Source organism: Adlercreutzia sp. DFI.6.23 (assembly GCF_024462535.1).
Classification (GTDB): Bacteria; Actinomycetota; Coriobacteriia; order Coriobacteriales; family Eggerthellaceae; genus Adlercreutzia; species Adlercreutzia rubneri.
In genome coordinates, this window is the sequence record NZ_JANGBP010000009.1 from 83993 (window position 1) to 107237 (window position 23245).

Annotated in this window: 22 protein-coding genes; 17 read left to right on the forward strand and 5 right to left on the reverse strand. The window is 60.1% G+C overall.

Going from position 1 to position 23245, the window contains the following annotated elements; all coding sequences use genetic code 11:
• Positions 1–9: 9 nt before the first annotated feature.
• Both NE591_RS09525 and NE591_RS09530 read right to left on the reverse strand, forming a co-directional pair.
• Positions 10–1092 carry an acyltransferase family protein gene (locus NE591_RS09525; protein WP_256156632.1) on the reverse strand — a complete coding sequence of 361 codons (1083 nt, stop codon included), beginning with the start codon at positions 1090–1092 and terminating at the stop codon, positions 10–12.
• A gap of 283 nt (positions 1093–1375) precedes the next feature.
• The gene (locus tag NE591_RS09530) at positions 1376–2197 is read right to left on the reverse strand and encodes a helix-turn-helix transcriptional regulator (protein WP_022739316.1); all 822 of its coding nucleotides are present in this window, start codon (positions 2195–2197) and stop codon (positions 1376–1378) included.
• A 643-nt stretch (positions 2198–2840) separates the two neighbouring features.
• Here NE591_RS09530 and NE591_RS09535 point away from each other — a divergent pair.
• From NE591_RS09535 to aroF, 12 genes are all read left to right on the forward strand, one after another.
• Positions 2841–3788 (forward strand): undecaprenyl-diphosphate phosphatase, encoded by a 948-nt coding sequence (locus NE591_RS09535; protein WP_223900586.1) that lies wholly within the window; start codon positions 2841–2843, stop codon positions 3786–3788.
• Positions 3789–4170: 382 nt separating this feature from the next.
• Positions 4171–5151 carry an NrfD/PsrC family molybdoenzyme membrane anchor subunit gene (gene nrfD, locus NE591_RS09540; protein WP_256156633.1) on the forward strand — a complete coding sequence of 327 codons (981 nt, stop codon included), beginning with the start codon at positions 4171–4173 and terminating at the stop codon, positions 5149–5151.
• A 21-nt stretch (positions 5152–5172) separates the two neighbouring features.
• The gene (locus tag NE591_RS09545) at positions 5173–5634 is read left to right on the forward strand and encodes a GntR family transcriptional regulator (RefSeq protein WP_256156634.1); all 462 of its coding nucleotides are present in this window, start codon (positions 5173–5175) and stop codon (positions 5632–5634) included.
• A gap of 83 nt (positions 5635–5717) precedes the next feature.
• Positions 5718–6650, forward strand: a complete 933-nt coding sequence (locus NE591_RS09550) for a slipin family protein (protein ID WP_256156635.1) — start codon at positions 5718–5720, stop codon at positions 6648–6650.
• A 282-nt stretch (positions 6651–6932) separates the two neighbouring features.
• Positions 6933–8090, forward strand: coding sequence for an ATP-binding protein (locus tag NE591_RS09555; RefSeq protein ID WP_256156636.1), 1158 nt, complete (start codon positions 6933–6935; stop codon positions 8088–8090).
• Positions 8091–8353: 263 nt separating this feature from the next.
• Positions 8354–10810 (forward strand): molybdopterin-dependent oxidoreductase, encoded by a 2457-nt coding sequence (locus NE591_RS09560; RefSeq protein WP_173114069.1) that lies wholly within the window; start codon positions 8354–8356, stop codon positions 10808–10810.
• A 63-nt stretch (positions 10811–10873) separates the two neighbouring features.
• On the forward strand, positions 10874–11437 hold the full coding sequence (locus NE591_RS09565) for a 4Fe-4S dicluster domain-containing protein (protein WP_368076289.1): 564 nt from the start codon (positions 10874–10876) through the stop codon (positions 11435–11437).
• 335 nt (positions 11438–11772) lie between these two features.
• A complete protein-coding gene (locus NE591_RS09570) occupies positions 11773–11991 on the forward strand; it encodes a hypothetical protein (protein WP_114539264.1) in 219 nt (72 codons plus the stop codon).
• Positions 11981–12292 (forward strand): hypothetical protein, encoded by a 312-nt coding sequence (locus tag NE591_RS09575; RefSeq protein WP_256156637.1) that lies wholly within the window; start codon positions 11981–11983, stop codon positions 12290–12292. Before NE591_RS09570 ends, NE591_RS09575 begins: the two co-directional genes overlap by 11 nt.
• 257 nt (positions 12293–12549) lie before the next feature.
• A complete protein-coding gene (locus NE591_RS09580; protein ID WP_114539262.1) occupies positions 12550–13113 on the forward strand; it encodes an HdeD family acid-resistance protein in 564 nt (187 codons plus the stop codon).
• A 247-nt stretch (positions 13114–13360) separates the two neighbouring features.
• Positions 13361–13642: a chorismate mutase gene (locus NE591_RS09585; RefSeq protein ID WP_022739332.1), complete on the forward strand. Its 282-nt coding sequence runs from the start codon at positions 13361–13363 to the stop codon at positions 13640–13642.
• Positions 13639–14439 carry a 3-deoxy-7-phosphoheptulonate synthase gene (gene aroF, locus NE591_RS09590; RefSeq protein WP_256156638.1) on the forward strand — a complete coding sequence of 267 codons (801 nt, stop codon included), beginning with the start codon at positions 13639–13641 and terminating at the stop codon, positions 14437–14439. The genes NE591_RS09585 and aroF overlap by 4 nt, the downstream gene beginning before the upstream one ends.
• Positions 14440–14787: 348 nt before the next feature.
• Here aroF and aguA read toward each other — a convergent pair whose 3' ends face one another.
• The 3 genes from aguA to ptcA form a co-directional block, all read right to left on the reverse strand.
• Positions 14788–15912 (reverse strand): agmatine deiminase, encoded by a 1125-nt coding sequence (aguA, locus tag NE591_RS09595; protein WP_114549152.1) that lies wholly within the window; start codon positions 15910–15912, stop codon positions 14788–14790.
• 63 nt (positions 15913–15975) lie between these two features.
• Positions 15976–17451 carry an APC family permease gene (locus tag NE591_RS09600; RefSeq protein WP_256156639.1) on the reverse strand — a complete coding sequence of 492 codons (1476 nt, stop codon included), beginning with the start codon at positions 17449–17451 and terminating at the stop codon, positions 15976–15978.
• A gap of 63 nt (positions 17452–17514) precedes the next feature.
• Positions 17515–18585 (reverse strand): putrescine carbamoyltransferase, encoded by a 1071-nt coding sequence (gene ptcA / locus NE591_RS09605; RefSeq protein WP_114549150.1) that lies wholly within the window; start codon positions 18583–18585, stop codon positions 17515–17517.
• A 316-nt stretch (positions 18586–18901) separates the two neighbouring features.
• On the opposite strand from ptcA, the gene NE591_RS09610 reads away from it, so the two are divergent.
• From NE591_RS09610 to NE591_RS09630, 5 genes are all read left to right on the forward strand, one after another.
• Positions 18902–19558: a helix-turn-helix transcriptional regulator gene (locus tag NE591_RS09610; RefSeq protein WP_198161033.1), complete on the forward strand. Its 657-nt coding sequence runs from the start codon at positions 18902–18904 to the stop codon at positions 19556–19558.
• A gap of 575 nt (positions 19559–20133) precedes the next feature.
• Positions 20134–20742 (forward strand): hypothetical protein, encoded by a 609-nt coding sequence (locus tag NE591_RS09615; protein WP_114539259.1) that lies wholly within the window; start codon positions 20134–20136, stop codon positions 20740–20742.
• Between the two features lie 33 nt (positions 20743–20775).
• The gene (locus NE591_RS09620; RefSeq protein WP_256156640.1) at positions 20776–21615 is read left to right on the forward strand and encodes an energy-coupling factor ABC transporter ATP-binding protein; all 840 of its coding nucleotides are present in this window, start codon (positions 20776–20778) and stop codon (positions 21613–21615) included.
• Complete coding sequence (locus tag NE591_RS09625; RefSeq protein WP_256156641.1) at positions 21612–22466, forward strand: energy-coupling factor ABC transporter ATP-binding protein; 855 nt, start codon at positions 21612–21614, stop codon at positions 22464–22466. Before NE591_RS09620 ends, NE591_RS09625 begins: the two co-directional genes overlap by 4 nt.
• A complete protein-coding gene (locus NE591_RS09630) occupies positions 22466–23233 on the forward strand; it encodes an energy-coupling factor transporter transmembrane protein EcfT (protein WP_114549146.1) in 768 nt (255 codons plus the stop codon). The genes NE591_RS09625 and NE591_RS09630 overlap by 1 nt, the downstream gene beginning before the upstream one ends.
• Positions 23234–23245 lie beyond the last annotated feature (12 nt).

Genomic DNA, 23245 nt, shown 5'->3' on the forward strand with positions numbered 1-23245 from the left:
TAGTATACGTTAGTGCGGCGTCTTCCGGAGCATGGTGGCCGGCGCGGGCGGCAGATAGCGGGCCGGATACACGATGATGCCGGCCTTCCCAAGGCGCGAAAGGACGGCCATGATCAGCACCGGCATGCCGTAGCAGACGAGCGCCGCCCCCACGGCCGCCATCCACGGTGCTGCTGTGACGGAGATGCCGGCCGCCTTCCAAAGATGGAAGTACAGGGCGAGGCAGATGCCGTGGAAGAGCCAGATGGCCATGGTGTAGCGGGTCACGAAGTCGTAGAAGCGGTTCTGCCGCCCGCTGCGGAACACGGTGGAGAACAGGGAGGTCGCCCACAGCACGCCGAGCGCGTCCAGAACGGCGTGGGACGTCTCGCCGGTCCAGCCGGCGTAGAAGGCGATCACGCTGGTGGCCACCCACAGGGCGCCGAGGGCCCAGGCCTTCTCGGATCCGCGCACGAGGGGCAGGCCCCGGTAGAGCGCCATGGCCATGCCGCCGGCGACCCAGATCCAGTTCTCGGCCACGGAGGTGACGGCGTAGGGGAGGCGCGTGGCCATCTCGGCGGTGGCGGGCAGCGAAGCGAGCGCCACGATGGCCGCTTTCGCTGCGACGGCGGCGAACAGGAGGCCGCTGGCGTTGCGGCGGCTCTTCACGGTGGGGGTGATGGCGTAAATGATGAGGCAGGTATAGAAGTAGCCGACGGGAATGACGGGCTCGATGAAGAGCGCGCGGAGGAGATCGGCGACCGACAGAGGCGGCTTCGCGCCGACGATCGAGTTTGTGAGCAGTACGAGTACGGTGAACGCCACGAAGGGGATGCCCATGAGCGCCAGCTCGCGGCGGAGGTTCTGGCCCCAGGCGCGAGGGGTGCGCGTCGTACGGTATCGCTGGTAGAGAAAGCCCAGGCAGAAGTAGAAAATCGGCAGCTGGAAGGGAACGAGGTACTCGAGAATCCACCGACTGGCGGTCGAGGGGGTGAAAAGGCCCTGGGCGCTGCAGGTGGTGATGAGGGCGCCGAAGGCGATGAGGAGGGACGCGGTGGCTTCCACGTTGTGCGTCCAGACGTCCTTGGGGCCGCCGGAGCCGTGGCCGTGCATCTCGCCTTCGGGGACGTCGGGCGTCTTTCGAGAGCGGCTTCCCGCAAATGTTGCCGAGTCTTTCGGGCGGCCGTCAGGGGAGGCGGTCGTTGCGCTTTCGAGTTGCGGCGATGCAGGGCACGCTATGTCGGCGAAGTTGCTCATGGGTTCACGGTAGCACGCGGGCACCACGACGAAGGCGGCGCGCGGGCGTCTGTTTCCCCAATGATGACCTCTCGCGGACGCGCCTGCGAGTGCCGGCGCCGCCTAGCAGATGGGCGGGCGCGCTAGCGAACGGCGCTGGCTATGGCCGTCCTCCCTCCTGCCTGCCGTGGCGCAGGGCCGCCCTGCTGCGGAGGGTCGTGGGGCTGCCAGCGGGACGGTCGGGATCTCCGCGCTCTTGCTCGCTGCCAGGGTTTTGCGCGGGGAGGCCCGTCGCCGGGTTGTCGGAGCCGCCCCCGGGCAAGCAGGTATTTTGGCCGCGGAGGGCGCATCCGGGGCGCGCGGCGCCTCGGCCGTCGGGCGGTGTCGTTTGGTTGCTGCGGCAGCAGGGAGTGTCGCGACGGCCGCCGTCGCTCCGGTCGTCGTTGCGCTCGTCGGCCAGGATGACACGCTCGAAATCGCGCCGATTGCTGACATAGGCCTTCCGGAAGATATTCGTGGCATGGAATTGCACCGTGCGCACGGCCAGGTGCCGCTCGGCGGCGATGGTCGCATAGCTTTGATGCTGCAGGATGAGCTTGGCAATGGGCATCTCCTTGGGCGTGAGGCCCAGACTGTCCAGCTCTCCCTGGATCTGCTCGGCACGGGTGACGCGGCGCATTTGCTGCGTGCGCAGGCTTCTCTCCCGCAAGGCCAGCATCATGCCGAGTGCCGCCAGGGCGCAGGCCGCTGCCAAGGATCCGAACACGAGGGTCGACTGGTCGAGGTTCGCCGGCGCTGGCGCTCCGGCGGCGAACGAAACGGCAGCGCCGATGAGCACGAGAGCTAGCCCGAAGGAAGCCACGGCGCCTGCGAACAGGAGCGCGCCCGTCCGGTCGGTGCGCTCGCCGGTGTTTTCGCGGTTGAGCGGGGAGGGATGGAGGATGGGCGGGATCAGACCGCCGGGGTGGGCAGCTTTCAGCATGATAGTATCCTTTTGTCGGAAGGGGGAGACCCTTCGGTTGGTGGGCGCATCCGTGATGAGGCAAGGACGTCCGTGCGCCGCGGGTTGTGCCGCAGTGCGCCTGAGCGCCAGGAAGAGGGCGAGGCCTGTTGAGTTGAAAGCTGCGTTTGCCGGGCCGGAAAAACATTTCGCTTCCGGTCTCTCGCGGGTGTCCCATGATACCCCAATGGAACTGACATCGTTGGTAAAAGTGCGATCTTCGATAGTTTTATTACCACGATGCTTGGTGTTCGTTGGCGCATCGTTGCTTTCGAAAAGAGGATTTGAGTAGGGAAAACGAACCTGCTTTCTATGTTGTATCTGACATGAAATCGGCTACGTGCACAAGCCGTGGTGGAATGGGCGGCACGCGCGACACGACGGGTTGTGTCGCGCGCTGCGAGCGCTGGGCTGGCCGGCGCCTCGGTAGACCAAAGTGACAAACGTGGACTTTCTCCGTAGGAATCCTGACGATTCGCAGTGCCGTGATAGCATTTCCGAGGCTCGAAAGAGGGAGTGCCCCTTGTGCGCTTTTCCTCGTGTTGGCGGCGTGCTCTGGCCTGGGTTGCCGCTCGCCGCTTGGGCCGACAGGCAAGCAAATCGTACGGAGGCAGTTTCTGTGGACATGTTCATCGAAGTTCTGAAGGCGTTCTTCATCGGCGTCGTGGAGGGCATCACCGAATGGCTGCCCATCTCTTCCACGGGCCACATGATTCTCGTGGACGAGTTCGTGAAGCTGAACGTGTCGGCGGAGTTCCTGGAGCTGTTCTTGGTGGTCATCCAACTGGGTGCCATCATGGCTGTGCTCATCCTGTACTTCCATAAGCTGAATCCGTTCTCGCCGAAGAAGACGTCGGCCGAGAAGCGCGGCACGTGGCGGCTGTGGGGCATGGTGGCCATCGGCTGCATCCCGGCGGCGGCCATCGGACTTACGCTGGACGACTTCTTCAACGAGTACTTCTACAACGCGTGGACGGCGGCCATCGCCCTTATCGTCTACGGCGTCGTGTTCATCCTGCTGGAGCGGCGCAACCGTCGGCGCGAGGCAGCCTACCTGGCCAGTCGCGCCCCTCGGCGTCCCCGCGGCGCCCATGCGCGTCCCGTGCCCGAGGTGGATCCGGGCGACGATGGCGACGACGCCGAGATGGCCCTGTTCCGCGTGCGCACCGTGGACGAGATCGACTGGAAGACGTCGCTGAAGATCGGCTGCTTCCAAATGCTCGCCATCATCCCCGGCACGTCGCGCTCGGGCTCCACCATCATCGGCGGCATGCTGTGCGGCTGCTCGCGCACGGCGGCGGCGGAGTTCACGTTCTTTCTCGCGATTCCCGTCATGTTCGGCTGGGGCGTGCTGAAGCTCATCAAGTATCTGATGGCCGTGGGTCTGGCCATGACGGCCACCGAGATCGCCGTGCTCGTGGTGGGCATCGTGACGGCATTCGTGGTGTCGGTGATCTCCATCAAGTTCCTCACGGGCTACATCAAGAAGAACGACTTCACGGCGTTCGGCGTCTACCGCATCATCGTAGGTTTGGTGGTGCTCGCCTACTTCGGCGTGAAGGTGCTGCTGTAGCCGACGCAAAAGCGGCGCGATTTCAACGTGAATTAACCGTGCGAATCGGGAACGAAGGCCTTCTCGGAAAAGCTTGCCGTCGGATTCGGGCTGTTTTTTCGAGTTGTTAGACTTTAGGTACGCGCGATGGTTCGCTCAAAAACTGTGGCAGAACAAAATGTGTAAGAAAAGTAATAAAATACGATATATGAGAAGACAAGATGGAAGCAGGCAATCACCTGCGAGCGCGTTGGATGTCTAACAACTCGAAATTCTTGGTGCTGCTCTCCCTGAATCTTTCCTGACGGACGCATCGCTTCTTCGATTGTCTTATGATAATCTTAACGCCGGAATGCGGGGTCGGTGGGTTCCGTAGGCATTGTCTAGGGCAAGAGGAGGAGTCGTGTTCAGCGAACTGGTGGTTGCTTACCTCTTTCTGGGAGGGACAGGGGCGGGCGCGCTCTTGATTGCCGCAGTGCTGATGCTCCTCGCTGACGAGAGAGCCGTGAGCCGCGGAGTGGTTGTGCGCTTCAGAGACAACGGAAGCGCTGCCTATCGCCGACTGTTCGTGCCGATACTCGTGGCCTCGCTGGTAGTCTTAGTGCTGGGGGCCCTGTGCCTTGCGGCTGATGTGGGGCGCCTCGATCGCATCCTTTTGCTGGCGGTTTCATCCCCTTCGAATTATCTGGTCGTAGGATTCTGGGCACTTTTGCTTTGTGGCACGCTGGCGGCAGCCATGCTTCTTGTGTGGCTCGGAGTGCCGTCGGTGCCTCTGCCTCTGTTCAGAGCGCTCGCTGTCTTGCTTGCGGCGGTGTCTTTCGTCGCGGTGATCTATACGGGACTGTTGCTGTCGGGTATGCCGTCGGTGCCGTTGTGGTTCGGCCCGTGGTTGCCGGGGCTGTTCGCGATCTCGGCTCTCTCGTGCGGAGTGGCGCTTGTGGGCATGGTGGCAGCATTTTCGGGAATGGCGACGGTTTTCGGCCGAACGATGCGGCAAGTCGTTCGCGCCGATATGATTCTCCTTGCCCTGGAGGCGGTCGTCGTGACGCTGTGGCTCGGCGCAGCGTGGTTGGAGCACGGCGGCTCGACTTCCTCGGGGGCAACGCCTACCGATGCGGCCGCATTGGCGTCGGTGGCCTCTTTGCTGAACGGTGCGTGCTCTCTGCCGTTCTGGGGCGGCCTTGTGCTCGTTGGCCTTGCTGCTCCTTTTGCGATAGAGGCTGTCCTCGCGCGTTGCAATGCGAGAAAGGACGTCGCCGAGGCGTCCCTCGCCTCGCGCGCGGGGCTCCTTGCCAGCGCCGGGTGCGTTCTTGTCGGCGGCGCGTGCCTGCGCGCCGTCGTGGTGGCGGCCGGGATGCTGCCCGTTGTTTCCATCCCCTTCTAGTCCTTGAGAGAAAGGTCGTCCATGTTCCCCTTCGAAGTTGATCCGGCGAGCGACTTGCCCCTGTGGGTGCAGTTGCGCAACCGCATCGCCTACCTCATCAACGATGGCACTCTGGCGCCGGGCGACAAGCTGCCCACGGTGCGTGGGCTGGCCTCGGGGATCTCCATCAACTACAACACGGTGAACAAGGCTTACCTGAGTCTGGTGTCCGACGGGTATTTGGAATCGACGCGTGGCCGTGGCGTGTTCGTGACCGATTTGGGTGCGAAGATGGGTGCGGAAGGGGAGGGCGAGGCCGATGCGGTGCTGGACGAGTGCATCGTGAGCTGCCGCGAGCTGGGCATGGGTCTGGACGATATCGAGCGCGCCATGAGCCGCAAGATCAAGCGCCTGAAGTACGACGAGGCCCGCGAGCGCGGCGAGGTGTCCGCTCGCATCATCGATTTCGAGAAGCCCGACGCCCGAGCCGAGAAAGGGGCGTGACAGCTCGCGCCTCCCGTCCCTGTTTGCGTCTCTGACCGCGCCGAATGACGCCGTCCCGCAAGTTCCGACCTGAAGGAGTTCCCATGTTCGGCAAAGAGAAGTCTTCCGACGAGCGCCGCTTCCGCGTGGCGCCGGATGTGTCTACGGAAATGGTGGGGGAGCGCGCGTCCGCGGCGGGCGTGCTGCTGTTCTCCGCCGTGCTGTTCGTCGTGGTGCTGGCCTGCGTGCTGGGCGTTGGCGCGCTTGCGACCGGCCGCGTGACGCTAGGGCTTGTCGTCGTGGCCGCGCTGGCGGCGCTGCTCGCCATCGGCTGCTGCCATGTCGCCCAGCAGTGGGAGCGCGTGGTGGTGCTGCGCCTCGGGCGCTTCAACCGCGTGTCGGGGCCGGGGCTGTTCTGGACCATCCCCGTCATCGAGTCGAACACCATGCGGGTGGACACGCGCACGCGGGTGACGACCTTTTACGCCGAGGAGACGCTGACAGCCGACCTGGTTCCCATGAACGTGGACGCCGTGCTGTTCTGGCACGTGTGGGACGCCGCCGCGGCCTGCACCGAGGTGGGCGACTTCACCCGTGCTGTGGAGATGGCCGCCCAGACGGCCCTGCGCGACGCCATCGGGCGGGCGAGCGCCGCCGAGGTGGCCATCCGTCGCGAGCAGCTGGATCGGGAGCTCAAACGGGTGCTGGAGGAGAAGGTGGCGCCCTGGGGTGTGACCATCCTTTCGGTGGAGGTGCGCGACATCCTTTTGCCCAAGGAGCTGCAAGAGGCCATGAGCCTGGAGGCCCAGGCCGAGCAGCGCAAGAAGGCCCGCATCATCCTCATGGAGGCCGAGCACGACATCTACGAGATCTTGGACGAGATGGAAGAGCTCATCGGCGACCATGAGGCCGTGGCGCGCCTGCGCACCATGCACCTGCTGAACGAGTCGCTGCGCGAGGGCAAGGGCACGGTGGTCATCCCCAGCGCCTTCGCCGAGGGCTTCAACGAAGGCGTAGGCGACCTGTTCAAGGGGTAGGCGTCAAAAATATTTGACATTCGTCCCATTTCTCATTCATCAAGAGTATTTGACATTTTATGCGACGGCGCTCCGAAATGCCGTTGCGATTACGGGAGCAGCGAAATCTAATGAGTGCCCTTAGACTCTAGTTCGAAAATAGATTTACTAGACTTCGTAGTTAAAACTAGACTTACTAGATAATTAGATTTATAGATTTGCTCTGTTGGAATAGATTTCTTAGAATCTCTTGAAGGTAGCTGTATCTGGGAAGCAACGCATCGCCTCATCTGGAGGTGTCCTATGTTCGACAACCCGTTCACCCCTCTCTTTGGGGGAAGGCCTGGGTTCTTTTTTGGGCGCGAAGGTATTTTGCGGCGTTTCGATAGGGCTATGAGTGATTACGGAAGCGACGACCGTGCTCTTTTCATAACGGGTAGCCGCGGCTATGGGAAGACGGCCCTGCTTGAGCAGTTGTCTACGCGCGCGAGAGCGCAGGGACGCAAAGTTATCGATGTGGGGTCCGACAATCCCATAGGCGGTATCATGCGTCACCTCGTTCCCTTCGACGAGGCCACTAAAACGATTGATCCCGAGGTGGAGATTAGCGTGATGGGCACGGGCGGGAGCCTCCGCGCGGGCTCCAGCTCGAAGACGGTGCGCTACGAGCGTGACGATTTCGAATACGTGTTCCTGAATGCCTGTCTGGAGGACGGATTCAAGCTTCTTGTCACCATTGACGAGATTCAGAAGGTCTCCCTTGATGGCGTGTCGCTGATCTCCGAAGCTTTCCAGATGGCGTCGCGCAAGGGCTGCGATGCAATGATTGCCATCGCTGGGTTGCCCTATGCCTACGAACCGATTATCCAAAAGAACGGCTGCGCGTTTCTGCGCCGCGCCTCTTACGAGCAGCTGGGGCCGCTCAGCGCCGATGAGGTGCGCGAGGCGCTCGAGGAGTCCTTTGGGAGCATTAAGGGTATCTCGCTCGAAAAGGATGCCCTTGAACTGCTGCTTCGGGAATCGAAAGGACATCCCTATATCATGCAGCTGCAGGGTTATTACTTGATTGACGACATAAACGAAAAGGTGCAGAAGCGCTCCTATCGTATTGAGGTGAAGGATGTCGAGTGCGCAATGCCGGCGGTGCGGAAAGCCTATGACAGTCGGGCCCTTGAGCCATTAGTCGCCGCCATGAGCCGCAGTGAGGTGGAGTATTTGCATGCCATGGCTGGGCTCCTTGGAGAGGAGCGAACGGCTGAGACGGGGGCGATTGCCCAGAAGATGGGGAAGTCCCAAAAGCAACTGAGTACCGTACGGGCGAATCTTGTTGACAACGGCATTGTCGGAGCGCCTGGACGAGGGAAGCTGGCGTTCATCATTCCTTACTTAGCCGATTATATACTGAGGACGGAGGGTGACGCCAATTCTGTTGTCGCATCAGCTCTCGAGTGGGGGATGTAAGCTAACTATCCTCAAAATAGATAACCTGTGCTGAAAAATTGTCCTATGATAATCCTTGCATTGTCATAGGACAATTTGCTATAGTGCCGTCAGAGGAATTTGGCCAATTCTCGGGAATACCAGTTTGAGGGGGCTGACGGCAACGAACATCGACAGGTGTGGTTGCGATGAAAAGTTCCCCGATGGTTTATTTGAAATACTTGGAACAAATCTGGTTAAACAACATCTCGCTTTTTGGACCCAAAAGAGTGGAGGAGAAGATAATGAGGAAAACGAAACGAGTTTCCCCTGAACTCACTCGGCGCAGCTTTCTCGCTGCAACGGCGGGGGCGGTTGCAGCTGGATCGCTTGCTGGATGCGCTTCGGGCAACACTGTAGGCGAGGAGGGTGAAAGTGTTTCGCTCGCCGGCACGGCGCCCCAAGTCGCTGAAGAAGTATACTTCAGCAGTTGTATGGGTAACTGTTCGGGCTGGGGATGCCCCATCAACGTTACCGTCCGCGAAGGGAAAGCGGCCAATCTGACTCGTCCCGATATGAAACTACCCGACGGATCTCCGAGTCCTTATCAACGTATCTGTTTGAAGGGCTATACCAACATCGAGCGCATGTATGCTGATACGCGCCTTCAGTATCCTTTGAAGCGCAAAGGCGAGCGAGGTGCTGGGGAGTGGGAGCGTATTTCCTGGGATGAGGCCATTGCGGAAATCACGGATACGTGGAAGAATCTGCAAGGAGATTTTGGGCCGGGCGCTGTAGGATTCTTGGCCGGATCGGGCAACGTGGACTCAACGGTTAAAACGTACGCTGATCGCCTGATTGCTTGCATGGGTGCTACGGTACTTCATAATTGTTACGACAATACAGGTGTCTATTGCCAGTACAACCATGGCGCTCTCGGTGCGACCACTACAGGAGGCCATAACGAGTATCGCGACATCGTCAATGCGGAAAATATCTTTGTATGGGGCTCCAATCCGTCTGAGTCATTCATTGTTGACTATCATTTCATCTCCGAAGCCTGCGAAGCGGGAGCCAAACTTGTTGTCATCGATCCCATTTTTACCACTACGGCAGCTAAGGCGGACCTCTACGTTTCCATCCGTCCCGGAACTGATGGTCTTCTAGCGGCAGGTATTGCCCAGATTGCCATTCGCGATGGCAAAATCGATGTCGAACACATGCGCACTAAGACGGTAGCTCCGTTTTTGGTCAAAGAGGATGGCTTCTACCTTCGCTTGAGCGATTTAGGTCGGGCAGAGGCGGGAAGCGACCAAGATAGGATTATGGTTTATGATGGCGTCCAACTCGCGCCCTTCGACGAGGTAGAGGAGCCTGTGCTCGAGGGCTCGTTCGAACTCGAGGGGTTTAAAGTCAGGCCAGCGTACCAGATTCTCGTCGATAGGTTCTCGGCGTGGACTTTGGACCAGATTTCCCAATACACTGACATTCCGCTCGACGTTATCGAGGAGGTTGCGAGTATCTATCTCTCGGGCCGATCGATGGTACTGCTTGGCTTTGGGCAAGATCATTACGCAAACGGTCAGACGTTCTACGACGGTGTGTTTGCGCTTGCGGATATCACCGGGCAAGAGTGCAAACACGGAGCCGGAAGCACCTGCGTCGATTTGACTGGAGCTGTGGCGCAGGGCGTTCAGAGTACTGCCGGTATGAACCTGGATGGTGCTGTGGCTGGGCCTACAGTGTATGTGAACCATCTTCCTCAGTTAGTGGAGGAAGGATCGATTGGGGAATTCGACACGGCGCCGCGATCGATGTACATCTACTATTGCAACCCGCTGGCTAACATGCCCGATCGCCAAAGATGGCTTTCGATGCTCGACAAGATGGATCTTGTCGTGGTTTCGGACATGGTCATGTCCGAAACGGCGGAATACGCCGATATTGTTTTGCCTGTAGCCTTCCCCTTCGAGAAGAGCGATCTTACTTTTCGTCAGACTGGCTTCGTTAAGCTCATAGATCAGGCAGTGGAGACTCCCTTTGAGGTGAAGAGCGACTTTGACGTGATTACTCTGCTAGGCCGCGCAATGGGTTTCGAGCAGTACTTCACCCAGACTCTTGAGGATTTCCTTTCCTCATGTGTAGATAATGAAGTGGCTCAAGAAGCCGGTGTTACGTGGGATAAGCTGCAATCGGAGCATGCGGTATGGTCTCATCCCGAGGAGCCCAGCGTCATTGGATTGAACGCTCCCATCCTTACAGCGACAGGGCGTCTGGAGTTCTACCATGAGGGCATTAAACCCATGATGGATGTTGGCCAGGAGTGGGATATGCTCAAAGAGTCCTGCTGGTTCTGGGAACCTCCGTTAGAGGCCTGGCACGAAAATCCGCTTTTCGAGCGGTATCCGCTTACTTTCATAAGCGAACGATGCAAGTATAAAACTCACACCATCTTCAACAACGTTCCTGCCTTGCTCGAGATCGACCCAGAGCCGTTCGTAAAGATGAGTCCCTCCGATGCGGCGTCGCGTGACATCAACACTGGCGATATAGTGCGTCTCTATAACGATCGCGGGCATGTGGTCCTTAAAGCGGTTGTCAGCAACGGATGCCGCAAAGGCGTGTTGGTGATCGATCACGGTTGGGAAGAGCGGAATTTCATCGAGGGGCATTACGGCGATCTCTCCAGCATCGCTTCGTGGCCACGCTTTGAGCAGGACAATTGGTTCGATTGTCTGTGCGAAATGGAAAAAGTTCAATAGGAGGACGTCATGCGATACGGAATGGCTATTGATTTGAAGAGATGCATGGGGTGCCAGACGTGTATGACATCCTGTCGGACGGCGAATAATCTTCCGACTGGTAATTGGTGGAATCGGGTCATCACTGACGGTGGAGAGAGTCTCGATTCGCCGGACGGTGAGTATCCGAATTGTACGCTCCAGCACTATCCGGTGACCTGCCAGCATTGCGAGAATGCCCCTTGCGTGGAGGTGTGTCCCACGGGTGCTACCATGAAGGATGAAGAAACAGGCATTGTGACCGTGGACGCGGAAACTTGCATTGGGTGCAAAACGTGCATGCAGGCTTGTCCTTATGAGGTGCGTGTGTACAACGATGGCGAGCCGAAGTACGCCATGGAGTTCGCCGTGGGTTTCGCGGACGCGCCGCAGCATGTGTCGAACACGGTGGAGAAGTGCACCATGTGCTCGAACTTGATTGCGCGCGGCGAAAAGCCCATGTGCGTGCAGGCGTGCGTGGGCTACGCCCGCTTCTTCGGTGATCTGGATGATCCGAACTCCGAGGTGTCCAAGCTCATTGCCGAGCGCGAGTGGGAGCAGCTGCTTCCCGAGCAGGGAACTAATCCGTCGGTGTACTACCTCAAGTAGCTTCTCGGCTTGTCCGACTAGGCTTATGGACCCTTCGCCCCCTCCCTCTGCGAAGGGTCCATTTCGTGGATGGCGTCTGGCCGTTGCTCCGAATGCGATTAAGGCGACTTCTGCTCCGGGCTCTGCACGTTTCAGATGGAGGGCGTGAGCTACGTGTTGCCTGGCATTCGGTTTCCTTGCAGATGAATTCATCTTTGACGAGGAATGGCGTTGGCGTCATTGCGCCCACCCTCCCCGTCAGGCTCCCTGTCCTTTTTGTGCGCGTCTCATGCCATACTCGCTTTGTAACTTGGAACCAAGCGCTTGGTGGGGGAGCTATGGGGGAGACGGCTCGTATGGCGCCACAGCGGGTCAAGGTGTCCAGCAGGCGGCAGATCGCTATTTCCGCGAAGGCCTACAAAGATATGGGGTTCACCGAGTATGCCCTCATTGAGCAGACCGACGAAGGGCTTCTCATCAAGCCGCTGAAGGTGGAGGACGAGAGGATCTCCCTCGATGTGTTGCGCCGGCTTATCGTCGAAGGCTGCGAGGGCGAGGCGCTGGTTGGATGCTAAGGCTACCGATCTCGCTCGTATTCAGGAGACGTTCGATCTCGTCACGGAGACCCAGGGGCAAATCAGTTGCCTTGGCATTACCGAGGTGCGTTTCAAAGATCCGGCGATGGATGTGGACCGCCTTTTCTTGGAGGCCATCATGAATCGTGTGCTTCGCATTACCGAGGGGTCGGCTCGCTCAGCGACGAAGCTCTTGCGCACTACGACTTCGAGCGTAGAGCCGTCAGGGGCGTTCGTAATCGGTTCGCCCACGACTACGGCGATGAAGTTGGGTCTGGAGCTGGAAGCGACGCGATTCTAGGGCGTTGCCGTTGTTGACGGAATGGTAACGCTATCTTTTCGCAATGGTGGTCTTATTAACGGGTTGGTGACGGCGGGCGGCCTTCTTCAACTGATTGTTTTCAACGCTGATCTCAAGGCCCACCGTTTTGTGCGAGCGCTTTAGCATGTCGCCAGTAAGAGAGATCCGAAGGGCGCGGTCGCAGGGGAGGGTGGCGCGTGACCGGGGGTGTCGGATCCGAAGCAGGGGCGCTTAGGCGCCGAGCGAGAGGAGCAGCTGTGGAGAAGTTTCTGAACGTTGTGCGATCGAACAACATGGTGCAAGCGGTGCTTTGCATCGCGTTCGGGCTTTTCCTGATGATCTACCCGTCCATTACCGTGCAGGGCATCATTATGCTTTTCGGCGTGGCCCTGGCTTTGATGGGCGCGGCGGGGCTGCTGTCGTACTTCCGTCAGCGCAGCGTGCGCTACCGCGACTCGGGCACGCTCATGGCGGCGGTGTTCTACGTTATCATCGCAATCATCGCCTTCGTCTTTCCCAAGGTGATCGCCGGGTTCTTCTCGGTGGTCCTCGGCGTGGTGCTCATTTTGCTGGCCATCGTGAACGTGGTTCGCGCGTTCGGCCTGCGTGCGTTCGGCAGCAGCATTTGGATCGCTGTGCTTGCGGCGGCTGTGGCCGTGGGTATCGGTGGTGTGCTTATCGTGGTGAACCCATGGGGTGCGTCCATGACTTTCGTGCTCGTGCTCGGTGCGACATTCGTGGCCAACGGCGCGGTCGACCTGTTCATCGAGTGGTATACCCGCGATTCCGAGAAAAAAGTCGGCACTTTCATGCGTCGCTAGCGGTTTTTGCTGCGTAGTCTTCTCCGGGCTTTCCGTCTGCGCGAAGGGCGTGCGAAGGGCGTATTTGAATAGGCGTGCCCTTCGCTTTTGTCGATGGCGGGCGGTCGGGGGCTTCTATATCCGTTTCCCTTTGCGACCTCGGCGCGGACCGGGGTCTTTGCTATCATGAACGCCACGCGAGGGCGGCGGCGCTTTTAGGCGGTGCGGCCATGCTCGTTCAAGTTTTTGGTACATGAAAGGAAAAGCGATGTCTGAAGAGAACAGCAATCTTGCCGAGATTCAGAAGCATCGTGAGCAGATCGACGAGATCGACCGCGAGATCGTCGCGCTTCTGAACAAGCGCGCCGGTCATTCGCTGGTCATTCGCGGTTTGAAACCCGGTGCGCATCTGGGTCTGTACGACGCGCGCCGCGAGGAGGAGATCTTCGCGCGGGTGGATAGCTACAACGAAGGACCGCTCTACAACGAGAACCTCCGGGAGATTTACGCTACCATCTTGAAGATCATGAAGGAGACGCCGTCCGTATGAGCGAAGTGAAGATTGCCCCCATCCCCGATCTCGGCCAGCGCACGGACGAGATCACCATTTACGCCGGGCCCTGCTCGGTGGAGTCCGCTGAGCAGTTCGACGAGGTGGCCGAGTGCATCGCCGATCTGGGCCTCACCTGGATCCGCGGCGGCGCCTTCAAGCCGCGCACCAACCCGCACTCGTTCCAAGGCCTCGGCGAGGAAGCGCTCAAGATCATGAAGAGCGCCGGCGACAAGTACGGCCTGAAGACGCTGACCGAGGTGATGGATTCGGCCCACTGCCAGCTGGTGGCCGACTACGTGGACGGCCTGCAGGTGGGCGCCCGCAACTTCCAGAACTTCAGCCTGCTGAAGAAGATCGGCGAGGTGACGGCCGACACCCACCAGATGGTGCTGTACAAGCGCGGTTTCGCCGGCACCATCGCCGAGTGGCTCGCCGCCACCGACTACATCACTGATCACGGCAACACCAACGTGGTGCTCTGCGAGCGCGGCATCCGCACCTTCGAGACGGCCACGCGCTTCACGCTGGACATCGCGGCGGTGCCGGTCATCCACAAGCAGTCGCTGTACCCGGTGTGCATCGACGTGTCGCATCCGGCCGGACAGCGCGACCTGGTGCCGTCGCTGGCAAAGGCCGCCGTGGCCGCCGGGGCCGACTCGCTCATGATCGAGGTGCACCCCAACCCGCCCGTGGCGCTTTCCGACGGCCCCCAGCAGCTGACCCCGGCCCAGTTCCGCGAGCTCGTGGCCGAGCTGCGCGAGTTGGCCGCCGTCCTGGGAAAGAAGATCGTGTAGCGCGCTTTTCCGCTTGCAGGTTCATTATGCGACTGCGAAAAAGTGACCGTCCCCTTCTCGGGTTCGGCCACTTTGCTGTATAGGCCCCGAGATTGTTGCAAATCCTTTGTTTCTGTCTATTGAGCAAGAAAAACACGGCAATAATCGGGGGTTTGCGGCTCTGTTTTGGCAGATAAAGGTGCTTTGCAACAGGAATTCAGCCCCCATAGGGCGATTTAGCTGTTGCAAAGCGCTTGTTTTTGTCCAAATTATGCTGCGTGTTTGGCGAATATTGCCGATTTGCAACAGAGCGGGGTGCAGTTTGTCTGGCGTGATGCGCTATTCTTCCTTTCAGCCGCGCCGATTCTGCTATTTCCTCTGTGGTTTCGGTTGCTGTTGGGTGATGCAGTGGATGTTGCCGCCGCCGTAGAGAATCTGCGTGGTGTTCACGCCGACGATTTCGCGGTCGGGGAACATGCCCTGGATCTGCTCGATGGCGAGCTCGTCGTTGGGGTCGTCGTATTGGGGGACGATGACGCCGCCGTTGACAATGAGGAAATTGAGGTAGGATCCCATGACTTCGTAGTCGCTTGTGCGCTCTTTGGCCGTGTCCACCGTATCGATGGTGGCCGCTGCAGCCGGGTCGAGCGCTATGGGATTGGCTCCCATGCAGAGCTTGTGGACCTTCAGCTTGCGGCCTTTGGCGTCGGTGGCGGTCGAAAGGGTTGTGAAGGCGTCTTGGGCCACTTGGTAGTAGGGATGCTCTGTGTCATCGGTCCAGATACAAGCAACTTCGCCCGGGGCAACATAGGTCGCAACACCGTCGATGTGCCCGTTGGTCTCATCGGGATCAATGCCGTCCTTTACCCAAATGACCTTCTCGCAGCCAAGATAATCGCACAGGTGCTGTTCGATCTCGCCCTTGGTATAGTGCGGGTTACGACCGGGCGAGAGCAGGCACATCTCGGTAGTGATGACCGTTCCTTCCCCGTCAACGGTGAACGAGCCTCCCTCGAGGATGAAGTTGTCGGGCTTGTAGCGGTCGACGTGAGCCAGGTCGCACACCTTCATTCCGACGAGTTCGTCTTGGTTCCAGGGGAAGTAGAGGCCGTCGTGCAGGCCGCCCCAGGCATTGAATCCGAAATGAACCGCGCGCAGGTCTCCGGAGTCGTTGACAACGAAGGCGGGCCCGCAGTCGCGGATCCACGCATCGTCGGATTCCATCTCCACGATATCGATAAGCTGGTCGTTCTTAAAAAGGCAATGGGCAGCTGCGTAGTCGACGGGCTTGACTCCGATTGTCACGGGTTCGAAGTGGGCAATGGCGCGCGCCACGTCGGCGAAAACTTGCTGTGCGGGTTTTGCCCCGTATTGCCAGTTGTCGGTTCGATGAGGCCAAAGCATCCAGATGCGCTCTTGGGGCTCGTGCTCGCCGGGCATATGGAACCCGTCTGCTTTGGGCGTTGACTCGTTCTCGTAAATTGTTTTCTCCATAATGCATCCTTTCGTTCTGGGACAGTATCGGGGCTATTCTTTTCGCAGGCAGTTCATTTTTCGCTAATTTCTCGCCAGGTGCTCCTCTCTCTGGGATCGCTCTTCCTCAACTTCGGCTCCAGGTAGGGAACGGGCCGGTGGTTCGCCGCTCTTGCCCATGCCAAGGTAGGCCTGGGGACGTTTTTTGCCCGCGACGATGCGAACGACCTCTCCCAGTATGATGAAGGCGATAACGGTGATGAGCATGGGCAGTTTCGCTAGCTCCGACTCCGAGCCGTCGAGGGGTACGATGGTGATGAAGGCAGCTAGCACGAGGATCACTACGGGTAGCCACGCCAAGACGCTGAGAACGGCGCGCGAGCCGGGCACGCGGAAGAGTCGGTTTCGATTAGGGTCGATGCGCCGCAGTTTCAGGAAGGCCGGGAACATAGGAATGTAGCTGAAGAGCAGGAATACGACTCCCACGGAGAACAGCACCCAGAAAAAGTCCCCGATACCGAACGCCTCGGCGACGGGCAGGAGAAGCACGACGATGGATGCGATGATGCCGTTTGCTATAGTGACTCCCTTCGGCATGTTGCTTTTGCGGGTTTCCGTGGAAAACGCGGTCGGCATGTTCCGGTCTTTAGCTGCGCACACAACAACGAAATTAACGCCGAACGACCAGCTCACCATATTGCCGAACAGTGTAAGGAGGAAGACGACGCCGACGATGATGAGCGGGAGCGACCCGTCGCCCGTCATGATGGCGACGGCGTCCATGATGCCGGAATCGAGGCTCAGTTCAGTCGCAGGAATGGCGGCGCCGATGCCGAACGAGCCAGCCATGTAAATGGCGGCGATGACGATGCCCCCGATGATAATGGCCTTGGGAATCTGCACGCGTGGGTTTTCCGTGTCGCTTGCGTAAGTGGCGACTACCTCGAATCCCAGGAAATTGAAGAGGATGATGGAGAGGTACGCAAGAGCGTTCATATCGAACGACGGCATGAACGTTGCCGGGGCCATATCGCTGGCGAATCCCGAAGTTGCCGCAAAGTAGATTCCGAGCCCTCCGAGGCACAGGGCTATAGCGACTTTGAGGACTGCGGCCACGTTCATGATCCAAATGGCGTCAGAGGCGCGGGAGAAGCTGATGAAGATGATGATCCAGATAAAAGCGAGCTCTATGGCCAAAGAGGGAACGAGACCCAGCTCTATACCTGCCATGGCTCCGAGGGTGCTGGGGAAGAGCACGGCCAAGCTGGCGATCCACAGGGGGAAGTTGATCCAGTAGTACCAGCTGACGCGGGCGCCCCACTTGTCGCCGAAGGCACGGCGCACCCAATCGTACAGGCCTCCCTCGTCGTCGGCATAGGCGGTTCCCAGCTCCGATACAATAAGGCCGTAGGGCAGAAGGAAGGTGATGATCAGGAATATCCACCAGAAGAACTGCTGGTTTCCGATGGCCGCGGCGGGAGCGATGGCTTCGGCAACGAACACCACGCAGATCACCGAGAGGATCACGTCTAAAAGCTTGAACTTCTTCTTACCACTCATAGTGTGGCTCCTTACTTGGAAGATGAAGGCGGGGGAGCCGCAACTCCCTCGACCCGGTACGTCTTACAGACCGTGCTTGCCCAGCTTTGCCATGCAGCTGTCGATGGTGGCGCGGTAGGCAGTCGCCTTCTCCTCGTCCGGCTCGCTCTGGGGGCACAGGGTGGCCAGGATGGCGCGGATGGAGTGCTTGCGGTTCTCAGCCTCGTCCCAGCACAGGCTGCGCGCGGGGTCATCCATCACCTCGTCCACCACTTCCTCGCCGCGGGTGGCGGGCAGGCAGTGCATGAACTTGGAGTCCGGGCCGGCCGCGTTCATCAGGTCCCAGGTCACCTGGTACTTCGGGTAGAACACGTCCATGTAGTTCTCGCCGGAGACCTCCTCGTCGTAGAGGCCGTACCACACGTCGGTGTAGACGAAGTCGGCGCCCTCGATGCAGGAGATGTCGTCGGAGACGGTGATGGTGCCGCCGGAGACCTTGCAGTTCTCCTCGCCGATGGCCATGAGCTGCTTGCCGAAGGCGGCGCGCTCCTCGTCGGTGCCCACGTGCAGGGCGCCGTCGGAGATCTGGTGGCCCTTCGGGCCGAACTGCACGAAGTCCATGCCCATCTTCGAGGCGATGAACATCAGCGACACGCACACCTGGGTGGCGTCGCCGATGAAGGCGAGCTTGCAGTCCTCGATCTTCTTGCCGGCGGGCAGGTTCTCGATCATGGTCATGAGGTCGCCGAGCTCCTGGGTGGGATGGTTGAACTCGCTCATGCCGTTGATGACCGGCGCGGCGGAGTACTTCGCCAGGTCCACCACGTCCTTGTGGCGGTCGACGCGGGCCATGAGGATGTCGACGAGGCTTCCCATGACGCGGCCGGAGTCCTCGATGGACTCATGGCCGCCCAGCTGGATGGAGCCGGGGCCGAAGAACTGCGCGTGGCCGCCGAGGTCGGTCATGGCCGTCTCGAAGGAGATGCGGGTGCGGGTGGACACCTGCTGGAAGATCATGCCGAGGGTCTTGTTCGCGAGCAGCAGCGGGTACTCGCCGCCCTCCTTGATGAGCCCCTTCATGGCGATGGCGAGGTCCACCATGCCGAGCAGTTCCTCCTTGGTGAAGTCGTTGGTGTCGATGTAATCCTTGACCATGGAAATCCTCCTATCTGGGGATATCGTCCGTAATATGGCAGAATCCCCCATTGGCTCGGCGGTTTGAGATACCGCTGCGCTTATGGTAAATTTGAGCGACGAACTATGAAATTCTTTGAGTTGTGCATCTTTTCATTCTGCATAAATATATGCAGCGCGGCGGCGAGTCCTAGAGTGCGGAGGCGTTATGATCTCGGAGTCGGAATGGCGGCAAATAGACGATGTAGTTTTTGACATATATCAGGCGGAGAACGTGAGGGACTTGCGACTCCGTTTCCTCGAGAGGATGAAACAGCTGGTTCCCCACGAGATTTCCGTGTTCGATCTCAAAGGCCGACGCCGAGGTCGAGATGTCTTCTTCGACCCGGTAACCACCACCATCGAGAAGAAGGCTCTTGATAGCTATTACGACGAATTCATCGAGAAGGACTACACATCGTGGGCGACGAGTCAGATGGGCGATATCGTTGCTTATCGAGATTCAGATTTCATTTCAGACGGAATGAGGCAGAAAAGCGAGTTTTACCAGAAATGGATGAGGCCCATGGGCGTCGTCTATGGCTGCGGTATCAACGTCTTCAGCCATGGCGTTGGCTTTGCGACGGTGACGTTTGCACGTGACGAAGGGGAGGGAGATTTCACCGATAAGGAGTTGGATATTCTATCGGTGACGGCTCGCCATCTCGGTGAAAAATTCCACCAACTGTATCCAGTGGGAGTTTCGTATCGCGGCCGAGGCGGGTCGCTCGAGAATTTTAACGAGTTGTATGGTCTTACGGCGAGAGAGGCGGAGATTTGCGAGATGGTATGCAGCGGCCTTCTTCCCGCAGAAATAGCCGCAAGCCTCACGATATCGACGAGTACGGTCAACCGACACTTAGCCAACATCTATCAGAAGACGGGAGCGGGGAATCGCTCAACGCTCCTGCGCAAAGCCCTGCGCTCTCTAGGGAAGGATGCCGTTTTCGACTGAATCGCGCAGTTGGGCTCTCGCAACGCACCCGTTTTCACCCCTCAACCCTTTCGCTCTCGCTTTTGCCCTCCAAGTCTTGCCCTTCAAGGGCCCGTTGGCGGGCGGTGGGGAAATTGGGGGTTGCGCGGTTGGTTTTCTGTGCTAAAGTACACGCAGCAATTGAATATACCTTAAACCGATGAGGCGAAAGTCAAGCCATCCGGGCACTCACAGAGAGCGGGCGCAGCTGAGATTCCCGCAGAACGCCAGAGGGTAAATGGATCGCCGAGGGAAAGGGGAAAGGCCCGACGTCGTTTGTTCCGACGAGGCCGAGTATCTGGACCGTGAGCCTGCGTTAAAGGCAGAACGGGTGATGGCCCGTTCATGAGAGGGTTCGCATCGCGCGAATCAATTAAAGGTGGCACCGCAGATCGAGGGATCTGTCCTTTAAGCGAAGGACAGATCCTTTTTTGTTGGGGTCGGCCGGGAACCTCTCGAAAGGCGTCGGCGAAGGAGCAATTGCTACGAATTGGAAGGCCCGTAAGAAGCGGGCACGAGGGGCGGTGGGGAAACCGCCCGAGAAAGGACTGATCGACATGGCAGAACTCCGTATGACCGCCGACGCTGAAACCGCAACCCCCGCCGCCGGCGCCAAGCGCACCGTGGCTGCGGCTGAGAAGAAGGGACTGGCCATCCAGGATCTCATCTTGGTGGCCGTGCTTCTGGCCGCCGGTGCCGTGCTGAAGCTCACGGTGGGCAGCCTGCTCGCCTCCTTCGGCATGAAGCCGAACTTCATTATCGCCGCCTACTGCCTGGCCATTATCATCATCCGACCGAACGTGGCCCAGTCGCTCGTCATCGGGCTCATCGCAGGCCTTGTGTGCCAGATTCCGATGCTGAACGCCACGCCGCTGCTCAACATTCCCTCGGAGCTTTTGGGTGCGCTCGCCTGCGGGCTGCTCATCCACGTGCCCATGAAGATCGGCAAGCTGGACGTGAACCCGCTCGTGAACACGTTCATCTCCACCTGCGTGTCCGGCTTCACCTTCGCGGCGCTGTCCGTCTACATCAACGTCGTGTCCGTGGGCGGCGACTTCGCCGTGGCCATGGCGGCCTACGTGGCCATCGTGCTGGGCACCGCCACCTTCAACTGCATCTTCGTCGAGGTGCTGGCGACGCCCCTGAAGAAGGTGCTGAAGCGTTAAACTGCTGGTCCGGCACGAGCAAGAAAGGTCATCATGATCGAGTTCAACGAGTTCAGTTTTCGGTACCGGGAAGGGACAGAGCCCGTGGTGCGCGATATCACGCTTTCCATTCCCGACGGCTGCTTCGTCGGCATCACCGGGGCGGCGGGCAGCGGGAAGTCCACCCTCACCTACGCCATCAACGGCATCATTCCGCATTGCTATCCGGGCGACTTCTACGGCTCGGTCACTGTGGAAGGGTGCGATACCGTGGACACCTCGCTGACCGACCTGTCGCGACTGGTGGGCAGCGTGTGCCAGGACATCGACTCCCAGATGGTGTCCACCGTGGTGGAAGACGAGATCCTCTACGGCCTGGAGAACTTCGCCGTGCCGCGCGAGGAGATTCCCGCGCGGGTGGACGAGGCGCTCGCCTCCATGGGCATCGCGGATCTGCGCGACCGCACCATCGACAGCCTCTCCGGCGGCCAGAAGCAGAAGGTGGCCGTGGCATCGGTCATCGCGCTGCATCCGAAGGTGCTCGTGCTGGACGAGCCGACGGCCGAGCTGGATCCGGCCTCGTCGGTGGCGGTGTTCGACCTGCTGGCCCGCTACGCCCGGGAGCACGGCACCACAGTCATCGTGGTGGAGCAGAAGATCGCGCTTCTGTCCGACTACGCTGACATGCTCGTCATCGTGGACGAGGGCCGCATCCGCTTCGCCGATACGCCGGACGCGGTGCTGGCCCATTCCGAGGAGCTGCTGGCGCTGGGCGTGAACGTGCCGCGGGCGACGACGCTCATGAACGCGCTTTCCGCCCAGGGCCTGTACGCCGGCCCCACGGTGCGCAACGTGGCCGGCGCCGCGGCGGCGCTGAAGGAGGTGCTCGCATGATCGAGTTCAAGAACGTATCGGCGTCCTACGACGGCGAGCTGGCCGTGCTGAACGACGTGAGCTTCACGGTGAACGACGGCGACTTCGTGGCCTTCGTCGGCACCAACGGAGCGGGGAAATCCACCACGATGCGACTTGCGAACGGGCTTTTGAAGCCCACCTCCGGCGAGGTGCTCATCGACGGCGTGCCCACGACCTCCCTGAAGACGAGCGAATTGGCCCGGCGCATCGGCTTTCTCTTCCAGAACCCCGATCGGCAAATTTGCTGCAACACCGTGCGCGAGGAGCTTATGCTCGGGTTCAAAGCGCTCGGCGAGGAGGGGTCGGAAGCGGAGGCGCGGGTGGACGCCATGATCGAGCGCTTCGGCTTCGACGCGGATGCCGAGCCCTACCTGCTGAACCGCGGCACGCGGCAGCTGCTCGCGCTGGCCTCCATCATCGTGCTGGCGCCGCCCACCATCATCCTGGACGAGCCGACCACCGGTCTCGACTTTCGCGAGTGCGTGAAGGTGATGGATGTGGTGCGCGAGCTGAACGAGAACGGCACCACGGTCATCATGGTCTGCCACGACATGGAAGTGGTGGGGGACTTCGCCCGCCGCGTCATCGCCATGACCGCTGGACGGGTGGTGGCCGACGGCCCCACCTTCGAGGTGCTGCGCGACGGGCGCGTGCTGAAGGAGGCGCACATCCTGCCGCCTCAGGTGACCGAGGTGTCGCTCATTCTCGGGCGCGAGGCGGCCTGTCCCGCGGCTGCGGCCGAGGCGAACACCGTGGCCCAAATGGTGACGGCGGTGGCCCAGGCATGCGATAGGGAGGTCGAAGACGTGGAAGTGGAGGCGATCGACTAATGGCCAAGTTTCTGGAATATGTGCCGGGGGAGAGCTTTCTGCACCGTATGAACCCCTGTGTGAAGCTCATCGGCGCGGTGCTCATCGCCATCGCCTGCTTCGTGACGAGCAATCTGGTGTTTCTGCTGATCCTTCTGGCTGCCGCGCTCGTCATGGCCGCTTCGTGCGGGCTGGGTCGCGAGACGGCCGGCCTCTGCAAGGCGGTGTTCGCGTTCTCGCTCATTCTGGCCGTGGTCATCCTGCTCACGACGCCCCACGGCATGCCGCTCGTGCCGCTGCCCTGGGGGTACATCGGCACCGGCAGCCTGCTGGCGGCGCTCACGGTCGTCGTGCGCCTCATGGCGGCGGCGATACCTTTGTTCCTCGTGTTCTACGTCACGAAGATGAACGACCTGACAAACGCGGCCGTCAAGCAGCTGCACGTGCCCTACAAGTACGCGTTCACCTTCACGAGCACGGTGCACTTCATTCCCGTGTTCATGAACGACATGGCCGGCATCATGGAGGCCCAGACAGCCCGCGGCGTGGAATTCGACGGCTCTTTTGCGAAGAAGGTGCGGCTCATGATTCCTCTGTGCGTGCCGCTTCTGGTGAGCTCGGTGCGCAAGACGAACTCCGCCGCCATCGCCGCCGAGGTGCGCGGCTTCAACCTGCGCACGCGCACGAGCGGCTACAAGGACTACCCGCTGCATGCCGAGGACTTCGTGGCCCTGGCCGTGTGCGTGGCGGTGCTGGCCGCCGCCATCGTGCTGGCAGTGGTGGGGTAGGGACTGGAGACA